This window comes from Flavobacterium sp. 38-13, assembly GCF_001899155.1.
Lineage (GTDB): Bacteria > Bacteroidota > Bacteroidia > Flavobacteriales > Flavobacteriaceae > Flavobacterium > Flavobacterium lindanitolerans.
The window spans coordinates 42,340-64,295 of the sequence record NZ_MKVG01000005.1 but is presented as its reverse complement, the minus strand read 5'-3'; the positions used below and the strand labels follow the sequence as shown (position 1 = coordinate 64,295).

The following is a 21,956-nucleotide window of genomic DNA, read 5'->3' as shown; positions in this document are numbered from 1 at the left end:
AAATACGATTATTTCATTGATTGACAAATCTTACAAGATAACTTATCAAAATTTTCCTAAATAAAAATGGTTTATAAAAAAATAGGTTTTATATGCAAACTCTCGTCAACCTGAAGTATCTTGCAACAAAATAAACAGCACATCCCACCCAATCCCATCCGATGAACACACACACTGAAACGGCAATTAAAACCACCTATTTCAGCATCTTAGGAAATACTGCATTGGCTTTAATAAAAGGAGCAGCAGGATATTTTGGTAATTCGTATGCATTAATTGCCGATGCTATTGAGTCTACTACAGATATTTTTTCTTCGGCCTTGGTTTTATTCGGATTAAAATATTCCAGCCGTCCGGCCGATGAGAACCATCCTTACGGACATGGAAGGGCGGAACCGCTGATTACGTTTCTTGTTGTGGGGTTCCTTATAACTTCTGCTACTATCATAGCTTATGAAAGCATACTGAACATCGGGACACCGCATGCACTTCCAAAACCTTACACCTTAATTGTCCTTGGAGCTATTATTGTATGGAAAGAAATTTCCTTTCGCCTTGTCATGAAAAAAAGCAAGGAAACCAACAGCTCATCCCTAAAAGCGGATGCCTGGCATCACAGGAGCGATGCCATTACTTCTGTAGCTGCCTTTATCGGTATTTCAATTGCTTTATTTTTTGGAAAGGGTTATGAATCTGCTGATGACTGGGCCGCTCTTCTGGCTTCAGGATTCATACTTTACAACAGCTACCTGATTTTCAGACCCGCTCTCGGTGAAATTATGGATGAACACCTGTATGATGACCTGGTAGAAGAAATCAGAAAAGTTTCTTTGACATCAGCAGGAATTATCGGAACTGAAAAATGCTATGTCCGAAAAGCAGGAATGAAATACCATGTTGACCTTCATGCCATTGTTGATGCTAATATAACGGTTAAGGAAGGCCACGACCTGGCACATCAGTTAATTGATACCTTACACAGAGAAATACCTCAATTAGGGCACATCCTGATTCATATCGAACCGAACAGTTAAATTAAATTTTCAGTTTATTTCAACCATAAAAAAACTCCCGGGTTGGTTCCGAGAGTTATAGCTTTTTATTGATGGTAAAGTTAAATACTGTTTTCCAGTTCTAATTCATCCATACTAAAAATCAATGCTTTTACCTGTAACAGAAAATCTTCAATTTCGATTTCCCCTGACCTGACCTGGCAAAACAATGCCGCATATTCATCATGCAATTCGTTTCTTCTATCATCGCTTAGGTTTTCATATTGCTCCTGGTTGGCTCCCAAAATAATAAAATCAACAGTAAAAGGCACATCAAAATTATTGTCTGTATCTGTCAGCTTGTGTGTAATACTGGAAAATTGCTCCAGCTTTTGCTGTGCTAAATAATACCTTTCCAACTGCTGGTCACTAAAACGTTTGGAATTCAGAATACAGTCAATAATTTCATAAAAAATTTCGGTTTCGATATGAAGGTCGGATTTTAAATCTCTGTACATCTTATTAATCCATGTAATGGAATTAACCACATTGAGTACTTCAACTGCGTAGCCAAATTTTTCTATATCGCTAAAATATTGAAAATGTTTTGTATCCAAAATCATAAAAGGGCTGTGTTCTTCAAGGCTAAAGTCCTTCCTTTCTTTTAGGTCTTCTTTTTTGATTATCATATTTTTCTTTTTAAACTATTATTCTTCAATTGTGAGTTCCCATATATTTCCTTGTCCGTCTTTCGCTTTTAGCTTTCCGTCACCCATCCATTCCACATCAATCTCAATCTCTCTGCCCGTTTCATCTTCAATAATACCTTTGCCGTATCGTTCTCCTTTTTCAACATCTGCATAACCCGTTAATTCGTTCCCTTCTTTATCAAAGCCAATAACATCATAATGAGATTCAAAACTTTCAATCTGTGTTGTATGAAAATCCTGATGCTGTGAGATTAATCGGCAGATTACGGAATCCTTAGGAATATATTGGAAATCTTTTATATGAGAGACATCAAGATTACTGTAGGTCACAATCTCCTTATCTTCTTCACAACCAGAAAAAGCAAAAAACAATAACACTATGCATGCAAGAGCAGATTGGGGAATCTTAGCCATAAATAAATAGGTCATTAAATTATTTCCGGGCACGGCAATTATTCTCTTGCTTTACAAACCTCTTCCCGTTCTTAGTGGTAGTGAGAAATAAGGTACGGAGCTTCCGTAAGCTCTATTTAAACAGGTTACTGGAAACATCGCCGGCTCATTTTCAAATATAATGAGTGCAAAAAGCGCTTCCTTACGGTTTTCCGTAACGAAGGTTAATTTTTTGTTTTTTTATTTGGGTGTACGATTATTCTTTATTTTTGGAAAACAACCTTAATCTCAAAACCATGCCCTGGACTTATCTTGAAAAACTTTGGAAACGGACAATGGAGTCCAATACCGGCAGAACTACCGATGCCAGTTCCTGGGATAAGGAGATTGAAGTATTGTACCGATTGGGAATCAGTATGGAAGACACGCTGCAATTCCTCTATTTTGAAAAGCCTGATTTTGGAAGTTTTAAGTCCTGGATAAAGGCCAACAGAAAAGATTCTGTGATTTCGGTAGAATTTGAAGAAGTGCTCTCTAAACAAGACCTTGAATTTTGGGACAAAAACGGATATGTCATTCTAAAAGAAGTTATTTCAAAAGAAGAGTGTAAAGCGACAGAAAATGCCATCTGGGAATTTCTTGGAATGAATCCCGAAAAAAAGGACACCTGGTATGAGAGGCATGCGGAACAAAAAGGACTGATGGTTAACTTCTCAAACCATCAAACCCTAAACAGAAACCGGCTTTCTGAACGGATTTACAAGGCCTATGTACAGCTTTATAAAACTGATAAGATTTATCCCACTATAGACAAAGTGAGTTTTAATCCTCCGGAAACCGAAAACTTTAAATTTATGGGCAGTCCGCTACACTGGGACGTGAGCCTGAAAACACCTATTCCTTATGGATTGCAGGGATTGCTTTACTTAACCGATTGTGGTCCGGATGATGGCGCGTTTCATTGTGTTCCGGGTTTTCATAAAGAAATCAATTCCTGGTTGGAAAAACTGCAGCCAGACGAACATCCAAGAGAAAAGGCGCCCGAAGCCTTAACAGCAATGCCAGTTACAGGCAATGCCGGCGATTTTATTATCTGGCAAAATACATTACCCCATTGCGCTACTGCCAATCGGGGCAAAACACCAAGAATGGTGCAATATCTTACCTATTTTCCGAATGATTATCAATCTGCTTCGGAATGGATTTAGGGCATTAGGATTTGTTGATAATGCTCCATCTCGGAATCCTGGCATTTTCACCTTCTTTAAGTATGAAGCGATAGCCATGATTGGCATCAACTATTTCGCGTGTGGTCGGGTCAGTAATCGTATATTCGATATGAGCCTTTTGCTTGAAATATTTTTTCCATGCCGGAAATATGTCGAGATATTTTCCTCTGATGGATTGAAATTTGAGGGTTTTTGAAACTTCTTTATTCTCCAGTTTGAAATCGACATACAGACATTCATCCCACTCGCTTTTGCTTTCAAGGTCTGCATCAGAAAGAGCAGCCGGAGCATAAATAATCGTATAGGTAGAATCAGATGCCTGCTCCATAACCTTGTAAAAACGATACGAAAGTGTAGTCAGCGAAGCAATTTTATCAGAAGCCTGTCGGGCATTTCCTTTATCTGTTTTTGAAATAGAACTGATAAAAGCCACATCCTGCGCCAAGCTGATGGTACACACAAAAAATACGGCAGATGACAGAATTATTTTCATAACGTTGCTGTTGAATAGTACAAAGATATTGCAAAAAGAACATCACTTTTTCACATCCGCAACTTATTTTGAACAAAAATTATTTTTTCTTACGGGTTTAAAAAACTTTCTTTTTTGTCAGACATGATAGAAAAAATTTTTCCTGTCCATGCCGGACCCAAAGTATTGCCAGTTGATATTGAGGACGTTTTTTATGGTCTTTTTCAATATTGAAAAATCATTGGGCTTTGTGATATAAATATTAGCTCCGTTGACAAACGTTTCTTCAATATCTTTTTCTAAAGAAGACGTTGAATAAATCGCTATCGATATGTCCATAAACCGTGGATTCGACCTTATCTGTTTCAGGCTTTCCGTTCCGGAAATAAGTGGCATATTCAAATCGAGAAATATAATTTGTGGAAGGGAAATATCTTCTCTATTAAGATACTCCATCAATTCCAGGGCATTCTTAAACATTAGCAAATCAATAGAATCATCGATTCCCTTTATTACTTCTTCAAACAATTCACGGTCATCCTGGTCGTCATCAACCAAGAAAATATACATAGATGTACCCATATTAAATAATTAGGTATTAGATTAAACATAATGGCTTAACATGCAGGATGTGGCTAAAATTTTGTTCTCCCCAATGCAATCTTAAAAAAGATGCACCCTAAGAACCGGGCATGCGCATTATTCCGCTTTCTTATTACCTAAGATTAACATGTAAATATCATGTTTTAAAAAGAGTGTAAGGAAGTCTTTTCCTGAATTCCATGTCATGAAAATTTTTGATTTTTCATCCTTAACAGAGCTATGCAATTCTTCATAACTGTGTTCAGAATCCAGGTCGGGATGGAAAGATGACAGATTACTTATTGTTTCTTCAAATTTGAGATTATTTTCTGCAAGTAATCGCCTTACTTCTTTGAAGGCTGTAGTAAATCCATCAATATTTCTTTCGAAATTAATGATATAAATATTTTCTTCTTCGGGATGATTGTACCATTTATAGTACATCATATCCTTTTCGCTTAGTGGAGCCGGATATATGGAAATAGGCGATTTACCAAAAGTCTGTGACAGGCCTTTGGCGCAGATGAGCAACAATAAGAAACAAACTAATTTCACAACTCCCATAGATATGAGACAAAATTATTTATATTATTTCTGAAAATGTTACACAATTATAAGGTGGATTTATCTTATTCCACAGAATTATGATAAAACGCGATATTTTCAAGTGCGCCATAAAAAGGATTCTCTAATAAATTAAGGAAAGAATCCTTTTTATTGCATAGTTATTACTTGACTTTCGCATCGTCAAGAAACTTATTAATCTTTTTGATGCTTTCGTTTATAAATTTGAATCGGTTGGCATTATTTATGTCGTACGACAAGACACCACGCACAACCCATGCTTCTGAAATTTCAGAAACGTTCAATTTAGAACTGGAATAAAAATCATTTTCATTGCTCAATACAAAAATGTTATCATCATAGGTACTTTTTGCCACCCGATTGATGAACAGGCCTTTTTCATGGCTTACAAAAACAATGATAGAATCATTTTCAATCCGGTCAATGTCAATTTTTTCGCAAACCACAAATGAATTCTCATCTATTACAGGAAACATGTTATTGCTAACCACCTGAAATACTCTGGATTCATCTGCACTAATAAAAGGAAAACTGTACTTTGGAAGAATATCAAGTAAACTGGCATTGTCATTTCCTTTGGCATATTGAAACTGAACTTCTCTTGAAATCAACGGAGTGTGGTTGGTATAGGCTCCCGCTTTTTTCTTATTTAAGAATATTTCATTCAAATCAAGCTCATAAAGCTCGCAAATTGTGATTATAGAATCAAAATCTACACTATCTCTTTTTTTCCAAGTAGAAATCGTATTTGGCTTAATGTTCAAAAATTCAGATAATTCGATATCTGTCTTGATTTTCAGCGCTTTCTTCAATCTACTAATAACGCTAATCGCGTTTTGTGATTTATTTTCTTGCATATTCGCAAAATGTGTTGTAACTTTATCCAAGGATAAAATTAAATTCATGAAATCCGTTAAAAAATCCACTTTAGGAAATTGTCTGCACAACCAATTTCAAAAAGCATTTTTTTAAAAAATATTCACAAGTACGTGGTATTTTTTAAACACCAAGCATAAAGTCATATCACAGAATGAATCTATGAGGGCGGGTTCTGGAAATTTGGGTTTTTTGCGAATTATTACGGATTTAAAATCAATAACAATTCGAAACAAATATATACTTTTTCTAAAAATACCACTAAAAACATAGTATAAATTATTCATAATTACCCAATTACAATACATATGTAAGAAAAAGGCTTAAAAAACTATTAATTTCCCGTTAAAATAAAGGTTCCCAAATCTATCTATTAACTAAACGCAGTTGCTTATGAAAATTAATTTTACTTTTCAAAGGGCGTATTATTTCCTATACTCCCCAATCTTAATCTTATTGCTTTTTTACCATAATCCTCTCAGTGCGCAATCCACAAGAGTTTATGCTACCGTAATTTCGGGCGAAAGCAATACCGACCTTTCTGCCAATGCCGTCGACGGTAACCTTGCTACTAAAGCAAACGTACGGGCAAGTTCAGGACTAGCTTTAGGTATCGGCGCTTATTCAGGTTATATCGAACTCGAATATCCAACGCCATTACCGGCCAATACTACTTCGTATATTAAGATTCAGACAGACGAAAATCTCCTTCCTGCTTTATTGGGAGGAAGTCTTGGAGGTTTGCTTTCGAATGTATTAGGAGCCGTGCTTATTGGAAATCAAGAATTTACCGTTCAGGCAAAAGACGGAAATAACGTCCTTTTGCAGGGCGATAGCCAGGACATAGGCGAATTCGCAACGGAAAGGCTTCGAATTGTAACCGATGAAACAGGCGATTATTTTGTTGCCATAACTCCTGCCCAATCCTATAACAGAATCCGTTTGAGAAACAGGATAGGAAGTCTTTTGGGATTATTCAACACAAAACAACTGGGTGTCTTTGATGCTTTTTATATTTCAGACCCGGATGATTGTGGCTATGCTTCCTATACTTCTTATAGTGGACAGGGCATCAGCCTGGACCTTTTGAATCTTGGCGGTGCCGGAGTAACCAACCCAAAAAATGTATTGGATTCTGACCCTAACAGTTTTTCCCGATTGAGTTTGGGCGTTTTAGGCGTAGCAGCATCAATAGAACAAACCGTTTATTTTGACGGCCTCTCACAAACCACAGACGAGTTCGACATCAGGTTAAAAGTCGACCCGTCTTTATTAGCTTTAGGTGTCGCGAACAATATCCAGATTATTGCGTATAATGGCCCTGCAATTGTAGATTCCAGGTCTCTGAGTTCTTTATTAAATCTGGATTTACTGACATTGCTGCAAGGAAATCAAGTCGCTACTATCCCTTTTTCCCCAAATGCACCAGCCGATAGAATTACAGTCCGCTATACTTCCCTGCTCAATTTGCAGCTGACACAGCGTCTTGACCTTTATGATATTGTTCGCGTTCCTAAAATGCCTACCATAACAGACCCGGCTACTTTAAATGCTGTAGTATGTTCAGGAAGCACCGCTTCGCTGATTGCGAATACCGCTGCCGGTAATGAAATCCGATGGTACAATACTCCAACAGGTGGCCCTATTTTAGCAACTGTTGCATCCGGTGCGCCATTTCAAACAGCACAATTAAGTGCCAATACTATTTTTTATGTAGCTGCCGCAAAAATAGGCTGTACAGAAGAATCGCGAAGAGTAGCTGTTCCTGTAAAGGTTATCAGCCTGCCAACTGCTGCCGATATCAACATACAGAGTACACTTACCGCCTGTCAGGGAAATATTGTCCTTACTCCGACTACAACAATCGGAGGCGCACTAATCCGATATTATACTGACCAGAACAAAACACAGGAAATCACTACCGGATTTGCCGGACATGCCGGAGCAACCTATGTCAAAAATCCGGCTACAGGAGCGCTTACTATCACAGGATTAAGTGAGGCCAATTCACCCTACTCCTATTTTATATCTCTTACTTCTGAAGGTATTTGCGAAAATGCCGTTAATAATCTGAACGAAGTTACGGTAAACGTTTCCAGTATTCTTAACCTGCAAATATTGCCTGCAATATCAGGATGCGGCTCTGTTAACCTTGCCGATGCCATCCTAAACCTCAACCCTACCACTACCTATGTTTTCTTTGATGCTTCCAACAATCCTATTACGGCAGAAGCAGCATCAAATATTACCACAAGCGGAACCTATTACATACAGGCACAGGGAGCCAATAACACCTGCTCGTCAGATATACTTCCTGTAGCAGTAACTGTAAATCCGCAACCCAACCTGTCTATTACCAATACGGCTTTGGTTACACAAATAGGCAACACCGTTACTTTAGATGCTGTTTCTACAGGAACCATTACCTGGTATGCTCCTAACGGAACGGCCCTACCGTCAAACGTTGCCGGTCCTTTCACAGCAGCAGGCACTTATACTTTTACGGCTATTGCAACTAACGGAACCTGCTCTGTAAGCGGTTCAGTTACCATAACGGTATTAGACCCTAACGAATGTCCTCCGCTGTCAGAAAGAAAGTACGCCAACTCACAACGTTGGAATACGATATTAACAGGAGGCGTAGTTAATGCAGGAAGCGCTGTTGACGGTAATATCCAGACTTTCTCTACTATTACCACCGGAATTGGACTGTTGGGCATAGGAACAACTTCTCAGATTTTGGAATGGAGCGAAACTATTGCTGCGGGAACTCCTGTCACCTTAAAATTGGGGTCTGAATACAGCGGAGTTACTTTAGCAGGCGGCTTTTCGGTTGTTGGAACAAAAAGAAACGGTTCCGGAACACCTGTAGATGTAGGAACGCTTCAACCGGTTTCAGGGTCATTATTAAACCTGCTGTCCGGACAAAACAACTTTGAATATACTTTCGTTCCGGCAAACAATGCTGGTCCGCAAGCCTATGACGGTGTCCGTATTGAAATCACCTCACTGCTTAGTGTAGCACAAAGCGCAAAAGTTTATGAAGCTTATTATAAAACCCCGGCAACTCAAATTGCCTGCCAATCCGGCGATGCTGAAGACGTATTATACGGAGCAATTGACCTGGGAGTTGGGGCCGCTACTTCTTTAGTAGGTGTAACTACCCCACGCAATGCCATTGACAATAGCGAAACTTCCTTTGCCACTATGATTAGCAGCGTAGGGGTTTTAGCTGCTGCAGAACTCACCACCGTTTTCCGCACTCCTTCTGTAGTGGGTGATACTTTAAAAATAAGAATTTCAAGACCGGGTTCATTATTAAACCTGAACCTTCTTGCCGGTATTACCATCCAGCCAATGCTAAACGAAGCTATGGCAGGTCCGGCTATTAGCAATACCAGCGTACTGCTTAATCTGCAATTGCTTCCGGATGACCAGGGAGCCATCCTTACAGTTGTACCTCAACATTCATTCGACAGAATCAGAATCCGTTTTGGAGGAGTTGCCAACGTACTGGACCAATTGCGAATCCATACTATCGAAAGGGTTGCCAACACAAAAATCGAAGGCGGAGATGAAAACAATGCCGTCGAAGCCTGTCAGGGAGAAACAATCAGACTGGAAGAAGATTCTGTAGCCTGTACTTCCTTTATATGGTATGATGCAAAAGTTGGAGGAAATGTAGTTTCTACCGGAAATTCCTTCACGCTTCCCAACAACCTGTCAGCCGGAATACATGTTTATTATGTACAACCGGTTCGATTTGGATGTGAGTTCTTAGCCCGCGGAAGAGTTAGTGTTACGGTAACACAAACAGCTCCGGCAGATGCTATCGCTTCTGTTCAGATTAACGGAGGAAATTCGGCTTCGTTTTGTACCACAACCGGAAATGTAGTCCTGAGCGCTGTTCTGAACTCGACTATGACACTTTCTAATCCTGTTTATTACTGGTATAAGTTAGACGGTACCACACAAACTTTAATTCCGTCAGAAACCAATTCCAGTCTTGCCTTGACAGGACTTACACCGGGAACCTATACCTATTTTGTTGGGGTTAGCTCTGATGAATATTGCCAGACTGCTCTGGCAGACAGAAAGCAGGTTACTTTCACTATCCTGCCTCCTTCAACAGCGGGAGATGTGGTAATAGACAACAAAACGGTCTGTCTTAACAGCACTGTAACGCTAAATCCTACAAGTACTTTGGCAAATCCGCAGTTCACTTATTACCTTACGAACGATACGACACAGCCAATTACTAATGGTACTATTGGCGGTATCACTTATGCGCTTGGAGCCAACGGAACGCTTTCTATAACCGGTCTTGTTACTGCCGGAAGTCCTTACACCTATTATATTGCGATTACCAGCGACACTACCTGTCTGAATACGGCCGGCAATCTTAAAGCGGTTACGGTGACAGTGGGCAATCCTCCTGCACCAACAACAAATAATGCTACACAAAACTTCTGTAGCACTAACAATCCAACGGTTGCCGATTTGCAGGTGAACGAAGCTAATGTTGTGTTTTACAGTCTTCCATTAGGAGGTGTTCCGCTTCTTGCAACAACTCCGCTTACAGCCGGAATTTATTATGCTGCACAAATTGACGGAAGTTGCGAAAGCGATACCAGACTAGCCATTACAGTTACGATAGGGAATCCGCCAACACCAACAACAGCTAATCCTACACAAAATTTCTGCGAGCTCGACAACCCTACGATAGCATCAATACAGGTCAACGAAACTAATGTTGTTTTTTATGATGCCGCAGTAAACGGAAACCTGTTGCCTTCTACTACACCTTTAACACCGGGAATATATTTTGCCGCTATTTTAGACGGAACCTGCGAAAGCGAAAACAGATTGGCAATTACAGTAACCATTACTGACCCGGGAACGCCAACAACAGCTGCAACAACACAAAACTTCTGCCAGGGCGACAGTCCTACTGTAGCTGATTTGGATGTAAACGAAACCAATGTAGTTTTCTACAGCTCTCCTAATGGCGGTACGCCTTTAGCGCCAACAGAAGCTTTAGCAAATGGAACCTATTATGCCAGCCTGGTGGACCCGACAGGTTGTGAAAGTGTAACACGTCTTGCTATTACAGTAAATATTACGGTTGTGGGTACGCCAACAACAAATGACAATACACAGGAATTCTGTCTGGAAGACCGGCCAACAATTATGAGCATACAGGTTAACGAAACCAATGTGGTTTTCTATAACGCTCCTACAGGAGGAAGCCAATATGCTCCAACGGCTCCGCTAACCAGTGGAATTTATTATGCTTCGCTGGTGAATGGCGTTTGCCATAGCGAAACACGTTTGGCTATTACAGTAACGGTTTCCAACCCGAATACTCCTATAACCAAATTCCCAACCCAGAATTTCTGCCAGGCAAACAATCCTACTGTTGCAGACATTGATGTTAATGAAACCAATGTCGTATTTTATGATGCGCCAACAGGAGGCAACCTTCTTGCTCCAACAACACCACTGGTTGCAGGAATTTATTATGCAGCACTCCAGGTAGGCGATTGTGAAAGTGCTACCAGACTTGCAATTACAGTGACAATTAGCAACCCTGCTACTCCAACTACTAATGATGATACTCAGGAATTTTGTAGTGCGCAAAACCCGACAGTCGCTAATCTTCAGGTAAATGAGCCAAACGTAGTATTCTATACTTTGCCTACAGGTGGTACGCCACTTGCACCTACTGAAGCTTTGACAAACGGAACCTATTATGCGAGCCTGAGAGATGCAACAGGTTGTGAAAGCGTTACGCGTTTGCAAATTACGGTAAGTATAACAGTAGTAGGAATACCTACAACAAACAGTACAACGCAAAACTTCTGTCTGTCAAACAATCCTACCGTTGCCAATATACAGGTGAACGAAGCAGGAGTTGTATTTTATGATGCTCCAACCGGAGGCAATGTTATTGCGACAACCAGTGTATTAACAGCCGGTGTTTATTATGCTTCCCTGTTCAACGGAATTTGTGAAAGCGAAGCGAGACTGGCGATTACCGTAACAATAGGTAATCCTTCTACTCCAACAACCAATAATGGAACTCAAAGTTTCTGTTTGTCAAACAACCCGACAGTCAGTAACATTCAGGTAAACGGAGCAAATGTCATTTTCTACAATGCACCAAACGGAGGCACAGCATTAGCACCAACAGCAGCATTAACAAATGGTATTTATTATGCTTCAGCTACTGACGGAGTTTGTGAAAGCATCAACAGATTAGCCATTACGGTCACTATAAACAACCCGAATACACCTACAACGGCTAATACTACCCAAAGATTCTGTCAGGCAGATGGCCCAACAATTGCAGACCTTCAGGTGAATGAAACCAATGTAGTGTTCTACAATACGCCTGAAGGAGGAACAGCATTAGCCACAACAACACCTTTAGCAGCAGGAATCTACTATGTTGCTCTAAGTGACGGCACCTGTCAAAGCGCAACAAGACTGGCTATTACAGTACAATTCCTGACAGACGGTCAGGCAGTGATTACCGGAGGTGGCAACCAGGCCTGTTCTTCTGAAACCGTAACCTACACTACTGCAGCCGGAATGACAGACTATGTATGGGACGTAGTTGGCGGTACAATTACAGGTGGCGGCCAGACATCAGACAATTTTGCGACCGTTACCTGGAACACCGTAGGCACCGGAAACATTAGCGTTACCTTTACAAACACTACCGGCTGTTCCAGTGATAATTTTGCTACCAGAGATATTGCTGTCAATGTCTGCTCCGATATAACAATCAGCAAGACTGCCAGCAATCTCAAGCCTAGTATTGATGAGAATATCATATTCACGATAACCGTAAGCAATAACGGACAAAGCCAGTTCACAGACCTTATAATCAACGAGCCATTACAAAGCGGCTTCCAGTATGTGAGCTCCAATGCTTCAACCGGAACCTATTCCAATACATCCGGTGTCTGGACTATTCCAACTTTGGCTTCCGGACAAACGGCTACCTTACAGATTACTGTTAAGATACTATCGACCGGAAGTTATGTAAATACGGTAACAATAACCTCATCTACTCCTATAGATTCGAATACAGAAAATAATATAGCATCTATTTCTATCGAACCTATTTGTCTGATTGTATACAATGAGTTCAGTCCGAATAATGACGGTGACAACGATTTATTCCGAATTGACTGTATTGAGAATTATCCTAACAACACGTTGCAGATTCACAACCGCTACGGTGTTGAAGTCTATAAGACCAGAGGCTACCATAATACCTGGGACGGAACTGCGAATGTCAACTCTCCTATCAACGAAGACAAAAAACTTCCAACAGGAACCTATTACTACATTCTTGATTTAGGTGATGGAACTGGAACAAAAAGCGGATGGATTTATCTGATTCGCTAATTCCACAGGATAATTTCAATTTAAAACAGCAAGAGTATGAAAATCACTATATACAAAATCAGCTTAGTATTTCTTTTTATCCTGATTTCGATAAAAGCAAATGCACAACAAGACCCTGGATATACGCAGTATATGTATAATCCTCTGACAATAAACCCTGGTTATGCGGGTTCAACAGGAACGCTTGAAGCGGTCCTGTTGCATCGCTCGCAATGGGTAGGAATAGATGGCGCTCCTTCTACACAGGCGTTCACACTCCACAGTCCGTTGACAAATGACAAAATTGGTTTGGGTTTTACGGCAGTTAATGACAACCTTGGCCCTTCCAATGAAATCTATCTTGATGGAAACTTCTCCTACACCCTAATGTTTAGCTATAATACCCGATTGGCTTTGGGAATAAAAGCCGGAGCAAGGGTTCTGAATGTAGACTGGTCAAAAGGAAGATTCTATGATGGTTCTGATGTGTTATTAAACAGCAATATCAATAATAAGATAACGCCATCAATTGGTGCAGGTGCCTATCTGTATTCAGACAACTGGTATATTGGCGCTTCGGTTCCAAGCTTTATCAAAGGCGATTATTATGATGACATACAGGAATCCATACAAATCGAAAGACTTCATTACTATTTGATAGGAGGTTATGTGTTTAATTTTTCAGACAATTTCAAATTCAAGCCGGCAGTTTTGGCAAAAGGGGTCAGCGGAGCACCAATCTCGGTAGACGTTTCGGCTAATTTCCTGATTCAGGAAAAATTCACCTTGGGTGCCGGATACCGCTGGGATGATTCTGTAAGCGCATTACTTGGTTTCCAGATTTCAAAAGACTTTTTCGTGGGGTACTCTTATGATTACACCACAACCGACCTTAACAAATATAACGACGGTTCCCATGAAATCATCCTGCGCTATCAATTGTCCAGAAAAACAAGTCAAATCAAATCACAACGATTCTTCTAAAAAATAAGCTCATGAAAAATATATTCCTACTACTCCTGTGCCTTAGCATTGCTTCGGTAAACGGACAAAGCAAATTAAAAAAGGCCAACAAGCTTTTCAAGGAATTTTCTTATGTAGATGCTTCAAAAGCTTATGAAGAATATCTTGAAAAAGAAAAGTCGCCGTCAACACAGGCACTCAAAAATGCCGGAGACTCCTTTTATTATATCGATGACAAACGCAATGCCTTAAAATGGTATCAAAAGCTATACGACATACAAGGCACAAGTATGCCGGACCAGTATATGCTGCGGTATATAGAGTCTCTAAAAGGTGTTTTAGATTATGAGAAAGCCGATAAAGTGACCAAAGAATATCTGGCCGGAAAAGGCGACCAGAAAAGGATTGCAAGCTATAACCGTTTAAAAAAGCAGATGGATAGCCTGGCTAAAGAAAAGCCTTTGTATACCATCCGAAACCTGGAAATCAATACGGATAAATCCGATTTCGGAACTGCATTTTTCGGAGATAAAATTGTGTATTCTTCAAGCAAGGATACAACAAAATTCAAGGAAAAACTGTATAATTGGAACAAGCAACCTTTCCTGAACCTGTATGTGGCAGAAAGAAATACGGCTAATGGCAGTTTATTCAACGAAACGCTGTTTCTTCCTAATGCCATGACAAAATACCATGAGGCTACGGTGGCTTTTGCACCCGACCTTAAAACGGTATACTACTCCACGAATATTGTTCGGAAAAAGAAACTTGTCAATGACGAGGAAGGCACCAACAATTTCAAGATTGTAAAAGGTACAATTAGTGATGGTAAATTGAACGCTCCGCAGGATATTTTCTTCAACAGTAAAAAATATTCTGTTGGACATCCTGCCATAAGTGAAGATGGAAAATGGCTTTTCTTTGCTTCCGATATGCCGGGTGGTTATGGCGGTTCAGACCTATATGTTTGCCAAATTGCCGATGACGGAACTATTGGCCCACCAAAAAATCTGGGACCGGAAATCAACACCGTTGGTAATGATATGTTTCCTTCCTTTACAAATGGCATGCTGTACTTTGCTTCCGATGGCCATTTTGGCTGGGGTGGACTTGACATTTACGAAAGCCGTTTTAAAGAAGACCGTACTTTTTCAGAACCCCGAAATTTAGGTGCTCCTATCAACAGTAACAACGATGACTTTGCTTATATCGTAGACCCGAAAGACACCTATGGCTATTTTTCTTCAAACCGTGCGCAGGGAAAAGGCGATGACGACATTTACTATTTCACAAAAGAAAAAGCGCCTTGCAACCAAATGATTACAGGAAAAGTAATCAATTCAAAAAGCAAGTCTGTTATTGGTGATGCCAGTGTAAAAGTTTCAGACCTGTTTGGCGATAAGATTGCCGAAACGACTACTGCTGCAGATGGGACTTACAAATTAACCGTGCCGTGCAATATGAAAGTCAAGGTTACGGCCTCAAAAACGGGGCATAGTACCGAAGAAAAGGAAATCGAAAGCAAAAAAGTCAATGGTGCCGAAATTAAGGATGTTAATTTTGAACTGACCAAATATGATGACATTGTTATTGTTGATGGCAACAAGGAAAAAATAGATATCAACCCTATTTTCTTTGACTACGACAAATCCGACATCACGCCACAGGCTGCTGCTGAACTGGATAAAGTGGTCTTTGCCATGTCTAAATTTCCGAAAATTAAAATCAAGATTGAATCGCATACGGACTCCAGAGGAAAAGATGCCTACAACATGAAACTCTCTGATGCCAGAGCAAAATCAACACAAACCTATATATTGTCAAAAGGAATTGACCCGTCCAGAATCGAAAGTGCGATTGGATATGGTGAAAGCCGATTGACAAATAAATGCAAAAACGGTGTGAAATGCACCGAGGCCGAGCACCTGGCCAACAGACGCTCCGACTTTATCGTTATTGAAAAGTAGATTTTTTTGGGGAATCTTGATTGCGTTAGGACTGCCGTAAAAAAGCAGTCCTTTCTCATTTTAAACACATCATATAACTTTTTCTGTTAATTCTATAATACATTTTCCTGATAAAAGGAAGAAATTTGAGATATAGAAACCTTAAAAAACGGATTATGAAAAGTTTAGCGAGCAAATTATTTTTAGGAACATCAGTCATCCTGTTAGGCTTCATTACTTCCTGCAAAGAAAAAACGACAGAAAATAATGTAGATGTTGACATGGTAGATACTACTACCGTTGAGGAACCAACAGCACCAGCCATGCCGGATACAACCACAGTTCCTGCTGATACAACAAAAACACCTATGCCTTAATAATCAAAGAAATCATGGAAGATAATCAAAACAAAGACAGCCACCATTTAAATCTTGGGTCTGACAATGGTACCATTAACTTGAAATCCAAATTGCCGGATTGGCTTTTAGGATTTTTCAAGCCACCAATGGTTTGCCTGACAGACAGCAATGAAGGTTTGCCTGAAGGCTATCCGGATGATGATGACTTCTAATATTGCAAACCTTACAGGTAATTGATTAAACAATCAATTATTTAATTTTGGGGATTATTTATTTCTGAAATCCCTGCTATATAAAAATATAAGCAGGGATTTTATTTTTTCTATTTACAACCAATTTCAATTTCTTACATCATGAAAAAGCCAGATTCTTTTCCAGCTCAACAACAATCACCGCCCGGTAAGGAATATAAAATGTTTCCCGAACCCGAAATTATACAGAAAAACTATACCGGAAGCAACAAGCTAAAAGGCAAAACCGCTTTAATAACAGGTGGCGACAGCGGTATAGGAAGAAGCGTGGCCGTACATTTCGCAAGAGAGGGAGCCAATATTGCCATCGCTTATTACAGTGAAACAAAAGATGCGGAAGACACTAAAAAAATGATATTGAAAGAAGGCAGGGAATGCCTTCTCTTAAAAGGTGATTTGAAAAAGGAATCCTTTTGTAAAAGTATCGTTCAGAAAACCATCAGCAAGTTCGGTTCATTAAACATACTGGTAAACAATGCCGCAGTACAATTTCCGAAAGAAGAAATAGAGGAAATTGACAGCAAGCAAATGTTAGAAACTTTCGAAACCAACATCTACCCTTTTTTCTATACCACGTTTGAAGCCATAAAACACTTAAAAAAAGGCGATTGTATTATCAATACGACCTCAGTAACTGCCTACAGGGGTAGTCCGCATCTTCTGGACTATTCCAGCACAAAAGGTTCAATTGTTTCATTTACAAGATCTGCCTCCGGCATGCTTGCCGATAAAGGCATACGCGTAAACGGAGTGGCACCGGGACCAATCTGGACACCATTAATCCCATCTACATTTGATGAAAAAGAAGTTAAAAAATTCGGAAAAGACACCCCAATGAAAAGGGCCGGACAACCCAGCGAGGTAGCTCCAGCCTATGTCTTTTTAGCCAGCCAGGATGCCAGCTATATCACCGGACAGATCATACACATCAATGGAGGTGAAATTGTTGGAGGTTAACATTTCTTCTTTTTTTACAAATTTTATAAAATCATTAGTACATAACCATTTTTAAAGTTTGTAAATTTAATTGTGACAAATCACAAAACGATGCCTCATTAAAGGCTTTGATATAACTATTAAATTAACCTATAAACTTCACACCATGAAAACCAAAAATGTATTACTAGGAATTGCAGCCGGTGTAGCCGCAGTGGCTGTTGCCAGATTAATCCTGAAAAGAACCGGCGCCTGGGATTCCATGTGCGAAAAAGCATCAGACATGGAAGACAGAATGTTTCATAAAGGATATCGAAAAAAAGAGCGGGAATCGTTAAGCACCTTGCCAAAAGGAGAAGAAAAAACCGTAAGCAAAAAACATTACGAAGCTTCAAAACTTAAAAATGCCGTTTTATAATTAAACGGTTCTTCTATATAAAAATAAAAACGGCTTATGCTATGGGTATAAGCCGTTTTCAATTTAGCTAGCTTCAGTAAAGCTAAAAAGTATCCTGGTAGTTGGGTTCCTTTTTAAAATAATTATGCTTTTTCAATCGGATGCGTCTTGAATTAGCCGCATACTTTTTAGAAAAGCTATGATAAAGAAAAACATTCATTTTACGTTTTTCGCGAATCAGCAAAGGTATGTTTATCATTACTCCTAGTACACAGATAGACATCAGTATCAATAGCAGCAACATATAAATAATATAATTCAGCTCGAAAGAATTTCTAAAATCAGTGACAAAAAAATAAGCCGCGATTCCAAAAACAAAAATCGATAATAACAAGGAAACTATTTTCATGATTTTGCTTTTTTAGTGGACTTTTTCCTTCGTTGGAGAAAACCTTTTGTCAAATTTAAAAACTTTGTTAACAAAAATTTTTACATAATTTTAAGAAAGTCTTACAACATAAAAATATTTGAACAACTCTACATAAAATCCAATATTTCAACACAATGATTTTATAATAATGTAAATAAAAATAAAAATGATGTAATTATTTCCCTGTTAAAATAAATACATTTGAAAAGATGGTAACAACTGAGAATTAATCATCGAAGGGGGGAAAAATTGCTATACTGATTCAGCCAAATGAAATGGAGTATTTTGAAAAAAATGCTCCTTTTTTATTTATGCAAGTTGTTGAAATATAGCTTAAAACTAAAAACAATTAAACATTCTGATGATTAGTCGGCAAAAAGCTATAGGATTTAGAACATTTTTTAATAAATTTATTGTCCTAACCACAGCTACTACATGAAACTATATATCAAATACGACATCAATCAGGCCTGCAGGATAATCATGCAGGAACAGCTTGAAAAATTTGGCATCCAGTACCAGCTTCTCGATCTGGGCGAAATAGAATTCAAAGAATCTATCCCCGAAGAAACGTATAACGAATTAAGAGAAGCCTTAAAAAAATACGGTATCGAGTTACTGGACAACCAAAAAAGCCAGCTCATTCAAAAAATAAAAGATACTATTATAGAAATGGTATACGAAAAGGACAAATTGCCTACTTCAACCATTTCATCTTATCTTTCCGATAAGCTCAACCTGAGCTACGGCTACATTTCCAATATATTTTCGGAACATACCTATACTTCCATTGAGAACTATATTATTATGCAGAAAATAGAAAGGGCAAAAAAACTGATAATTGAAGACGGACTCACGCTAACCGAGGTATCCTATAAACTCAACTACAGCAGTGTAGCACACCTTTCAGGACAATTCAAAAAAACTACCGGTCTGACACCATCCATGTTCAAAAGGATTGTAGATAAAAGACGCAGCATGACTAAAGAATAATAAATAAAAACTTATATTTGAGCTATCAAAATCCCCCTGACTATGATTAAAGACCAGTCTATAAACATTATGCTTGCAGATGATGATGAAGACGACCGCAACTTTTTTAACGACGCCATAAAAGAACTAAAAATCAATAACAACCTGACGGTCTTTAAGAACGGGAGTGAATTAATGGATTATCTGGAACAGCCAGATACGCTATTACCACACATATTATTTCTGGATTTGAACATGCCCAGCAAAAGTGGTAATGAATGCCTTAGGGAAATTCGCCAAAACCCTAAGTTTAAAGACATGTCAATTGCTATTTATTCAACCTCTTCTTCAGATAAGGATATAGAAGAGACTTTTGTTGGAGGCGCGAACATTTATATCAAAAAGCCCAACGATTTTGGAAATCTGAAAAAAGTACTTAAAGAAGTTGTCAATATCAACTGGCAATTCCACACGTCCGGATTAAACAAAGACACTTTCTTTTTCAGTATCTAAAGGCCAAAACCAACAGACATGAAACTAAAAGAATTATTAACCCCTAATCTGGTTTACAGAACGGCACAAGGGGTATCATTTATTTTGGTTATTAGTGTTGCCATAGTGTTTCATGTCCAGATGAAAAGTCTCAATCAATCTGTAGACCTTATTTCTACTTCCAACAAAAAGCAGTTTGAGTTGGAAAAAATTATCTCTGAAGTCATCCAGAGAGAAAATGAAATGCGGAGCTATATCATCACAAAAGATTCGGCGTTTTATAACAATAACCTTACTACAAAAAGAAAAATATTCAAAAGTCTGTCATTATTGAAAGACAATTTTTCGACCCGACAGGATTTGGAAAACATTAAAAATATTGACGACATCCTACAAAAAAGGCTGGCTCTTTTTGATGAAACTTTGGCAATTTCGAGTGCCCAGCCTATTGATTCGGCATTGCTGAATGCCAAACTATCAGCAGGAAACAGGCAGACAAAAGAATTACAAAAAAAAATATACGAGCTCATTGATCAGGAAGTTACCAAACTAAAAATACACAATATCAATCACCGTTATGATATTGAAACATCAACAATTACTGCCTTTTCTCTTACTATCCTGACTCTGGTCATCCTACTTTTTTCACTAAACAAAATCAATATTGACTTCCAAAAAGTACGCAAACTGAACGAAGAACTCAAATTTGTGAATCAGGTATCAGACAATGCCGAAAAAGTAGCCGGAATAAGCCACTGGAAAATCAATATGCACACCGGCAAATTCTTTTATTCCGACAATTTTTACAGAATATTAGGTGAGGAACCCAATGCTTTTGACTCCAAAGTCGAAAACGTAACGCCGTATATCCATCCGGATGATTATGAAGAAACTATGAAGCAGCATGAGGAATCCATGAAAAACCATACGCCAACTTCAATGATTTACAGAATCATACGCAAGGACGGCCAAATACGGTATATCAGTTCAACAGGCGATTTCACATACAACACTAAAGGAGAGCTTGTCAAGATTGGCGTAAGCAATGACATCACAGAAGAATATACCATCAAGCTGGCTTTGGAAGAAAAAAACAAGACACTCATTGCCATAAATGCCGAACTGGAATCGTTTAACCAGATTGTCAGCCATGACCTTCAGGAGCCTTTGCGAAAAATACAAATGTTTATTTCCAGAATTGAAGAATCAGAAACAGAAACCATATCAGAAAAAGGCAAAGACTATTTTTTAAAAATTAAAAATTCTGCAAACAGAATGCAGAACCTGATGATGGACCTTGTTGATTATTCCAAGACCATGAAAGACGACAAGGTTTTCGTAAAAACCAGCCTCAACAAGCTTCTTGCGGATGTATTGCTGGAACTCAACGTTAATATTGAAGAAAAAAATGCTACTGTGGAAATAGGCAATCTGCCAAAAATAAACGCCATTCCTTTCCAAATACATCAGCTTTTTGTCAACCTCATCTCAAATTCACTGAAATACAGTAAAAAAGATGTTCCTCCCGTTATCAAAATCAGAACTGAAAAAATTAAAGCCGGTGAGAAAATAAACGACATCGAACTCTTTGGAAAAAAATACCATAAAATAACCATAACTGATAATGGCATTGGTTTCAGACAGGAATTTTCAGAAAAAATCTTTATGCTGTTCAAACGCCTGGAAACCGACATTAATTATAATGGTACGGGAATAGGGCTTGCCATCTGCAAAAAAATTATAGAAAACCATAAAGGATACATCAAAGCGGAAGGAAATCCTGAAATTGGCTCTACTTTCACCATCTACCTTCCTTAAATAACATAATTATTTCTTAAAGTTAAATAATGTAACAATTCGATTTATTTGTCGTCCTACTGTTGTAAAACGTTAAAATCTGTTTTTGTAAAATAATTCTTAAAAATAGGCGTTTTCAGGAAAGTGAATTTTCTCACAAGAACATTAACAAATAA

At 38.7% G+C, this 21,956-nt stretch carries 19 protein-coding genes; 12 read left to right on the top strand and 7 right to left on the bottom strand.

All coding sequences use genetic code 11. From position 1 onward, the window contains the following. The first annotated feature begins 161 nt into the window (after positions 1 to 161). A complete protein-coding gene (locus tag BGO88_RS02040) occupies positions 162 to 1,034 on the top strand; it encodes a cation diffusion facilitator family transporter (protein ID WP_286705768.1) in 873 nt (290 codons plus the stop codon). A gap of 80 nt (positions 1,035 to 1,114) precedes the next feature. Here the strand turns inward: BGO88_RS02040 and BGO88_RS02035 are convergent, their stop codons facing one another. Together BGO88_RS02035 and BGO88_RS02030 are read right to left on the bottom strand one after the other, a co-directional pair. Beyond that, complete coding sequence (locus BGO88_RS02035; RefSeq protein WP_056073796.1) at positions 1,115 to 1,681, bottom strand: hypothetical protein; 567 nt, start codon at positions 1,679 to 1,681, stop codon at positions 1,115 to 1,117. A gap of 18 nt (positions 1,682 to 1,699) precedes the next feature. Further along, on the bottom strand, positions 1,700 to 2,116 hold the full coding sequence (locus BGO88_RS02030) for a hypothetical protein (RefSeq protein ID WP_286705767.1): 417 nt from the start codon (positions 2,114 to 2,116) through the stop codon (positions 1,700 to 1,702). Between the two features lie 275 nt (positions 2,117 to 2,391). Between BGO88_RS02030 and BGO88_RS02025 the strand changes: the two genes are divergently transcribed. Continuing rightward, positions 2,392 to 3,303 (top strand): phytanoyl-CoA dioxygenase family protein, encoded by a 912-nt coding sequence (locus BGO88_RS02025; RefSeq protein ID WP_286705766.1) that lies wholly within the window; start codon positions 2,392 to 2,394, stop codon positions 3,301 to 3,303. Between the two features lie 4 nt (positions 3,304 to 3,307). On the opposite strand, the gene BGO88_RS02020 is transcribed toward BGO88_RS02025, so the two are convergent. From BGO88_RS02020 to BGO88_RS02005, 4 genes are all read right to left on the bottom strand, one after another. Further along, entirely contained in the window at positions 3,308 to 3,817 is a 510-nt protein-coding gene (locus tag BGO88_RS02020; protein ID WP_056073802.1) for a hypothetical protein, read from the bottom strand. A 117-nt stretch (positions 3,818 to 3,934) separates the two neighbouring features. Continuing rightward, a complete protein-coding gene (locus tag BGO88_RS02015; protein ID WP_286705765.1) occupies positions 3,935 to 4,378 on the bottom strand; it encodes a response regulator in 444 nt (147 codons plus the stop codon). 117 nt (positions 4,379 to 4,495) lie between these two features. Next, positions 4,496 to 4,933 carry a hypothetical protein gene (locus BGO88_RS02010; RefSeq protein ID WP_143395040.1) on the bottom strand — a complete coding sequence of 146 codons (438 nt, stop codon included), beginning with the start codon at positions 4,931 to 4,933 and terminating at the stop codon, positions 4,496 to 4,498. Positions 4,934 to 5,106: 173 nt separating this feature from the next. Next, a complete protein-coding gene (locus BGO88_RS02005) occupies positions 5,107 to 5,820 on the bottom strand; it encodes a LexA family transcriptional regulator (protein WP_162239720.1) in 714 nt (237 codons plus the stop codon). A 412-nt stretch (positions 5,821 to 6,232) separates the two neighbouring features. Here BGO88_RS02005 and BGO88_RS02000 point away from each other — a divergent pair, with 412 nt between their 5' ends. The 7 genes from BGO88_RS02000 (at position 6,233) to BGO88_RS01970 (ending at position 18,110) form a co-directional block, all read left to right on the top strand. Beyond that, complete coding sequence (locus BGO88_RS02000) at positions 6,233 to 13,258, top strand: Ig-like domain-containing protein (protein WP_286705764.1); 7,026 nt, start codon at positions 6,233 to 6,235, stop codon at positions 13,256 to 13,258. A gap of 36 nt (positions 13,259 to 13,294) precedes the next feature. Then, positions 13,295 to 14,221, top strand: coding sequence for a PorP/SprF family type IX secretion system membrane protein (locus BGO88_RS01995; RefSeq protein ID WP_101472421.1), 927 nt, complete (start codon positions 13,295 to 13,297; stop codon positions 14,219 to 14,221). Positions 14,222 to 14,232: 11 nt separating this feature from the next. Further along, positions 14,233 to 16,167: an OmpA family protein gene (locus BGO88_RS01990; protein WP_286705763.1), complete on the top strand. Its 1,935-nt coding sequence runs from the start codon at positions 14,233 to 14,235 to the stop codon at positions 16,165 to 16,167. A gap of 155 nt (positions 16,168 to 16,322) precedes the next feature. Beyond that, positions 16,323 to 16,523 carry a hypothetical protein gene (locus BGO88_RS01985; protein WP_056073815.1) on the top strand — a complete coding sequence of 67 codons (201 nt, stop codon included), beginning with the start codon at positions 16,323 to 16,325 and terminating at the stop codon, positions 16,521 to 16,523. 14 nt (positions 16,524 to 16,537) lie between these two features. Then, positions 16,538 to 16,717: a hypothetical protein gene (locus BGO88_RS01980; RefSeq protein ID WP_056073817.1), complete on the top strand. Its 180-nt coding sequence runs from the start codon at positions 16,538 to 16,540 to the stop codon at positions 16,715 to 16,717. A 141-nt stretch (positions 16,718 to 16,858) separates the two neighbouring features. Further along, positions 16,859 to 17,713, top strand: a complete 855-nt coding sequence (locus BGO88_RS01975; RefSeq protein WP_056073819.1) for an SDR family oxidoreductase — start codon at positions 16,859 to 16,861, stop codon at positions 17,711 to 17,713. Positions 17,714 to 17,858: 145 nt separating this feature from the next. Then, positions 17,859 to 18,110 (top strand): hypothetical protein, encoded by a 252-nt coding sequence (locus tag BGO88_RS01970; RefSeq protein ID WP_286705762.1) that lies wholly within the window; start codon positions 17,859 to 17,861, stop codon positions 18,108 to 18,110. A gap of 82 nt (positions 18,111 to 18,192) precedes the next feature. On the opposite strand, the gene BGO88_RS01965 is transcribed toward BGO88_RS01970, so the two are convergent. Then, entirely contained in the window at positions 18,193 to 18,498 is a 306-nt protein-coding gene (locus BGO88_RS01965; protein WP_101472425.1) for a hypothetical protein, read from the bottom strand. A 456-nt stretch (positions 18,499 to 18,954) separates the two neighbouring features. On the opposite strand from BGO88_RS01965, the gene BGO88_RS01960 reads away from it, so the two are divergent. The 3 genes from BGO88_RS01960 to BGO88_RS01950 are packed head-to-tail and all read left to right on the top strand — an operon-like array spanning position 18,955 to position 21,801. Continuing rightward, the gene (locus BGO88_RS01960; protein WP_056073824.1) at positions 18,955 to 19,512 is read left to right on the top strand and encodes a helix-turn-helix domain-containing protein; all 558 of its coding nucleotides are present in this window, start codon (positions 18,955 to 18,957) and stop codon (positions 19,510 to 19,512) included. A gap of 45 nt (positions 19,513 to 19,557) precedes the next feature. Then, complete coding sequence (locus BGO88_RS01955) at positions 19,558 to 20,004, top strand: response regulator (protein ID WP_369814333.1); 447 nt, start codon at positions 19,558 to 19,560, stop codon at positions 20,002 to 20,004. 18 nt (positions 20,005 to 20,022) lie between these two features. Further along, positions 20,023 to 21,801, top strand: a complete 1,779-nt coding sequence (locus BGO88_RS01950; RefSeq protein WP_286705761.1) for an ATP-binding protein — start codon at positions 20,023 to 20,025, stop codon at positions 21,799 to 21,801. Positions 21,802 to 21,956: the final 155 nt, after the last annotated feature.

Coding starts and splice junctions, on each gene's coding strand:
- BGO88_RS01975 (WP_056073819.1), top strand. CDS start 16,859: ATGAAAAAGCCAGATTCTTTTCCAGCTCAACAACAATCACCGCCCGGT.
- BGO88_RS01990 (WP_286705763.1), top strand. CDS start 14,233: ATGAAAAATATATTCCTACTACTCCTGTGCCTTAGCATTGCTTCGGTA.
- BGO88_RS02005 (WP_162239720.1), bottom strand. CDS start 5,820: ATGCAAGAAAATAAATCACAAAACGCGATTAGCGTTATTAGTAGATTG.
- BGO88_RS01965 (WP_101472425.1), bottom strand. CDS start 18,498: ATGAAAATAGTTTCCTTGTTATTATCGATTTTTGTTTTTGGAATCGCG.
- BGO88_RS01995 (WP_101472421.1), top strand. CDS start 13,295: ATGAAAATCACTATATACAAAATCAGCTTAGTATTTCTTTTTATCCTG.
- BGO88_RS02035 (WP_056073796.1), bottom strand. CDS start 1,681: ATGATAATCAAAAAAGAAGACCTAAAAGAAAGGAAGGACTTTAGCCTT.
- BGO88_RS02015 (WP_286705765.1), bottom strand. CDS start 4,378: ATGGGTACATCTATGTATATTTTCTTGGTTGATGACGACCAGGATGAC.
- BGO88_RS01950 (WP_286705761.1), top strand. CDS start 20,023: ATGAAACTAAAAGAATTATTAACCCCTAATCTGGTTTACAGAACGGCA.
- BGO88_RS01980 (WP_056073817.1), top strand. CDS start 16,538: ATGGAAGATAATCAAAACAAAGACAGCCACCATTTAAATCTTGGGTCT.
- BGO88_RS02020 (WP_056073802.1), bottom strand. CDS start 3,817: ATGAAAATAATTCTGTCATCTGCCGTATTTTTTGTGTGTACCATCAGC.
- BGO88_RS01970 (WP_286705762.1), top strand. CDS start 17,859: ATGAAAACCAAAAATGTATTACTAGGAATTGCAGCCGGTGTAGCCGCA.
- BGO88_RS02025 (WP_286705766.1), top strand. CDS start 2,392: ATGCCCTGGACTTATCTTGAAAAACTTTGGAAACGGACAATGGAGTCC.
- BGO88_RS02040 (WP_286705768.1), top strand. CDS start 162: ATGAACACACACACTGAAACGGCAATTAAAACCACCTATTTCAGCATC.
- BGO88_RS02000 (WP_286705764.1), top strand. CDS start 6,233: ATGAAAATTAATTTTACTTTTCAAAGGGCGTATTATTTCCTATACTCC.
- BGO88_RS02030 (WP_286705767.1), bottom strand. CDS start 2,116: ATGGCTAAGATTCCCCAATCTGCTCTTGCATGCATAGTGTTATTGTTT.
- BGO88_RS01985 (WP_056073815.1), top strand. CDS start 16,323: ATGAAAAGTTTAGCGAGCAAATTATTTTTAGGAACATCAGTCATCCTG.
- BGO88_RS01960 (WP_056073824.1), top strand. CDS start 18,955: ATGAAACTATATATCAAATACGACATCAATCAGGCCTGCAGGATAATC.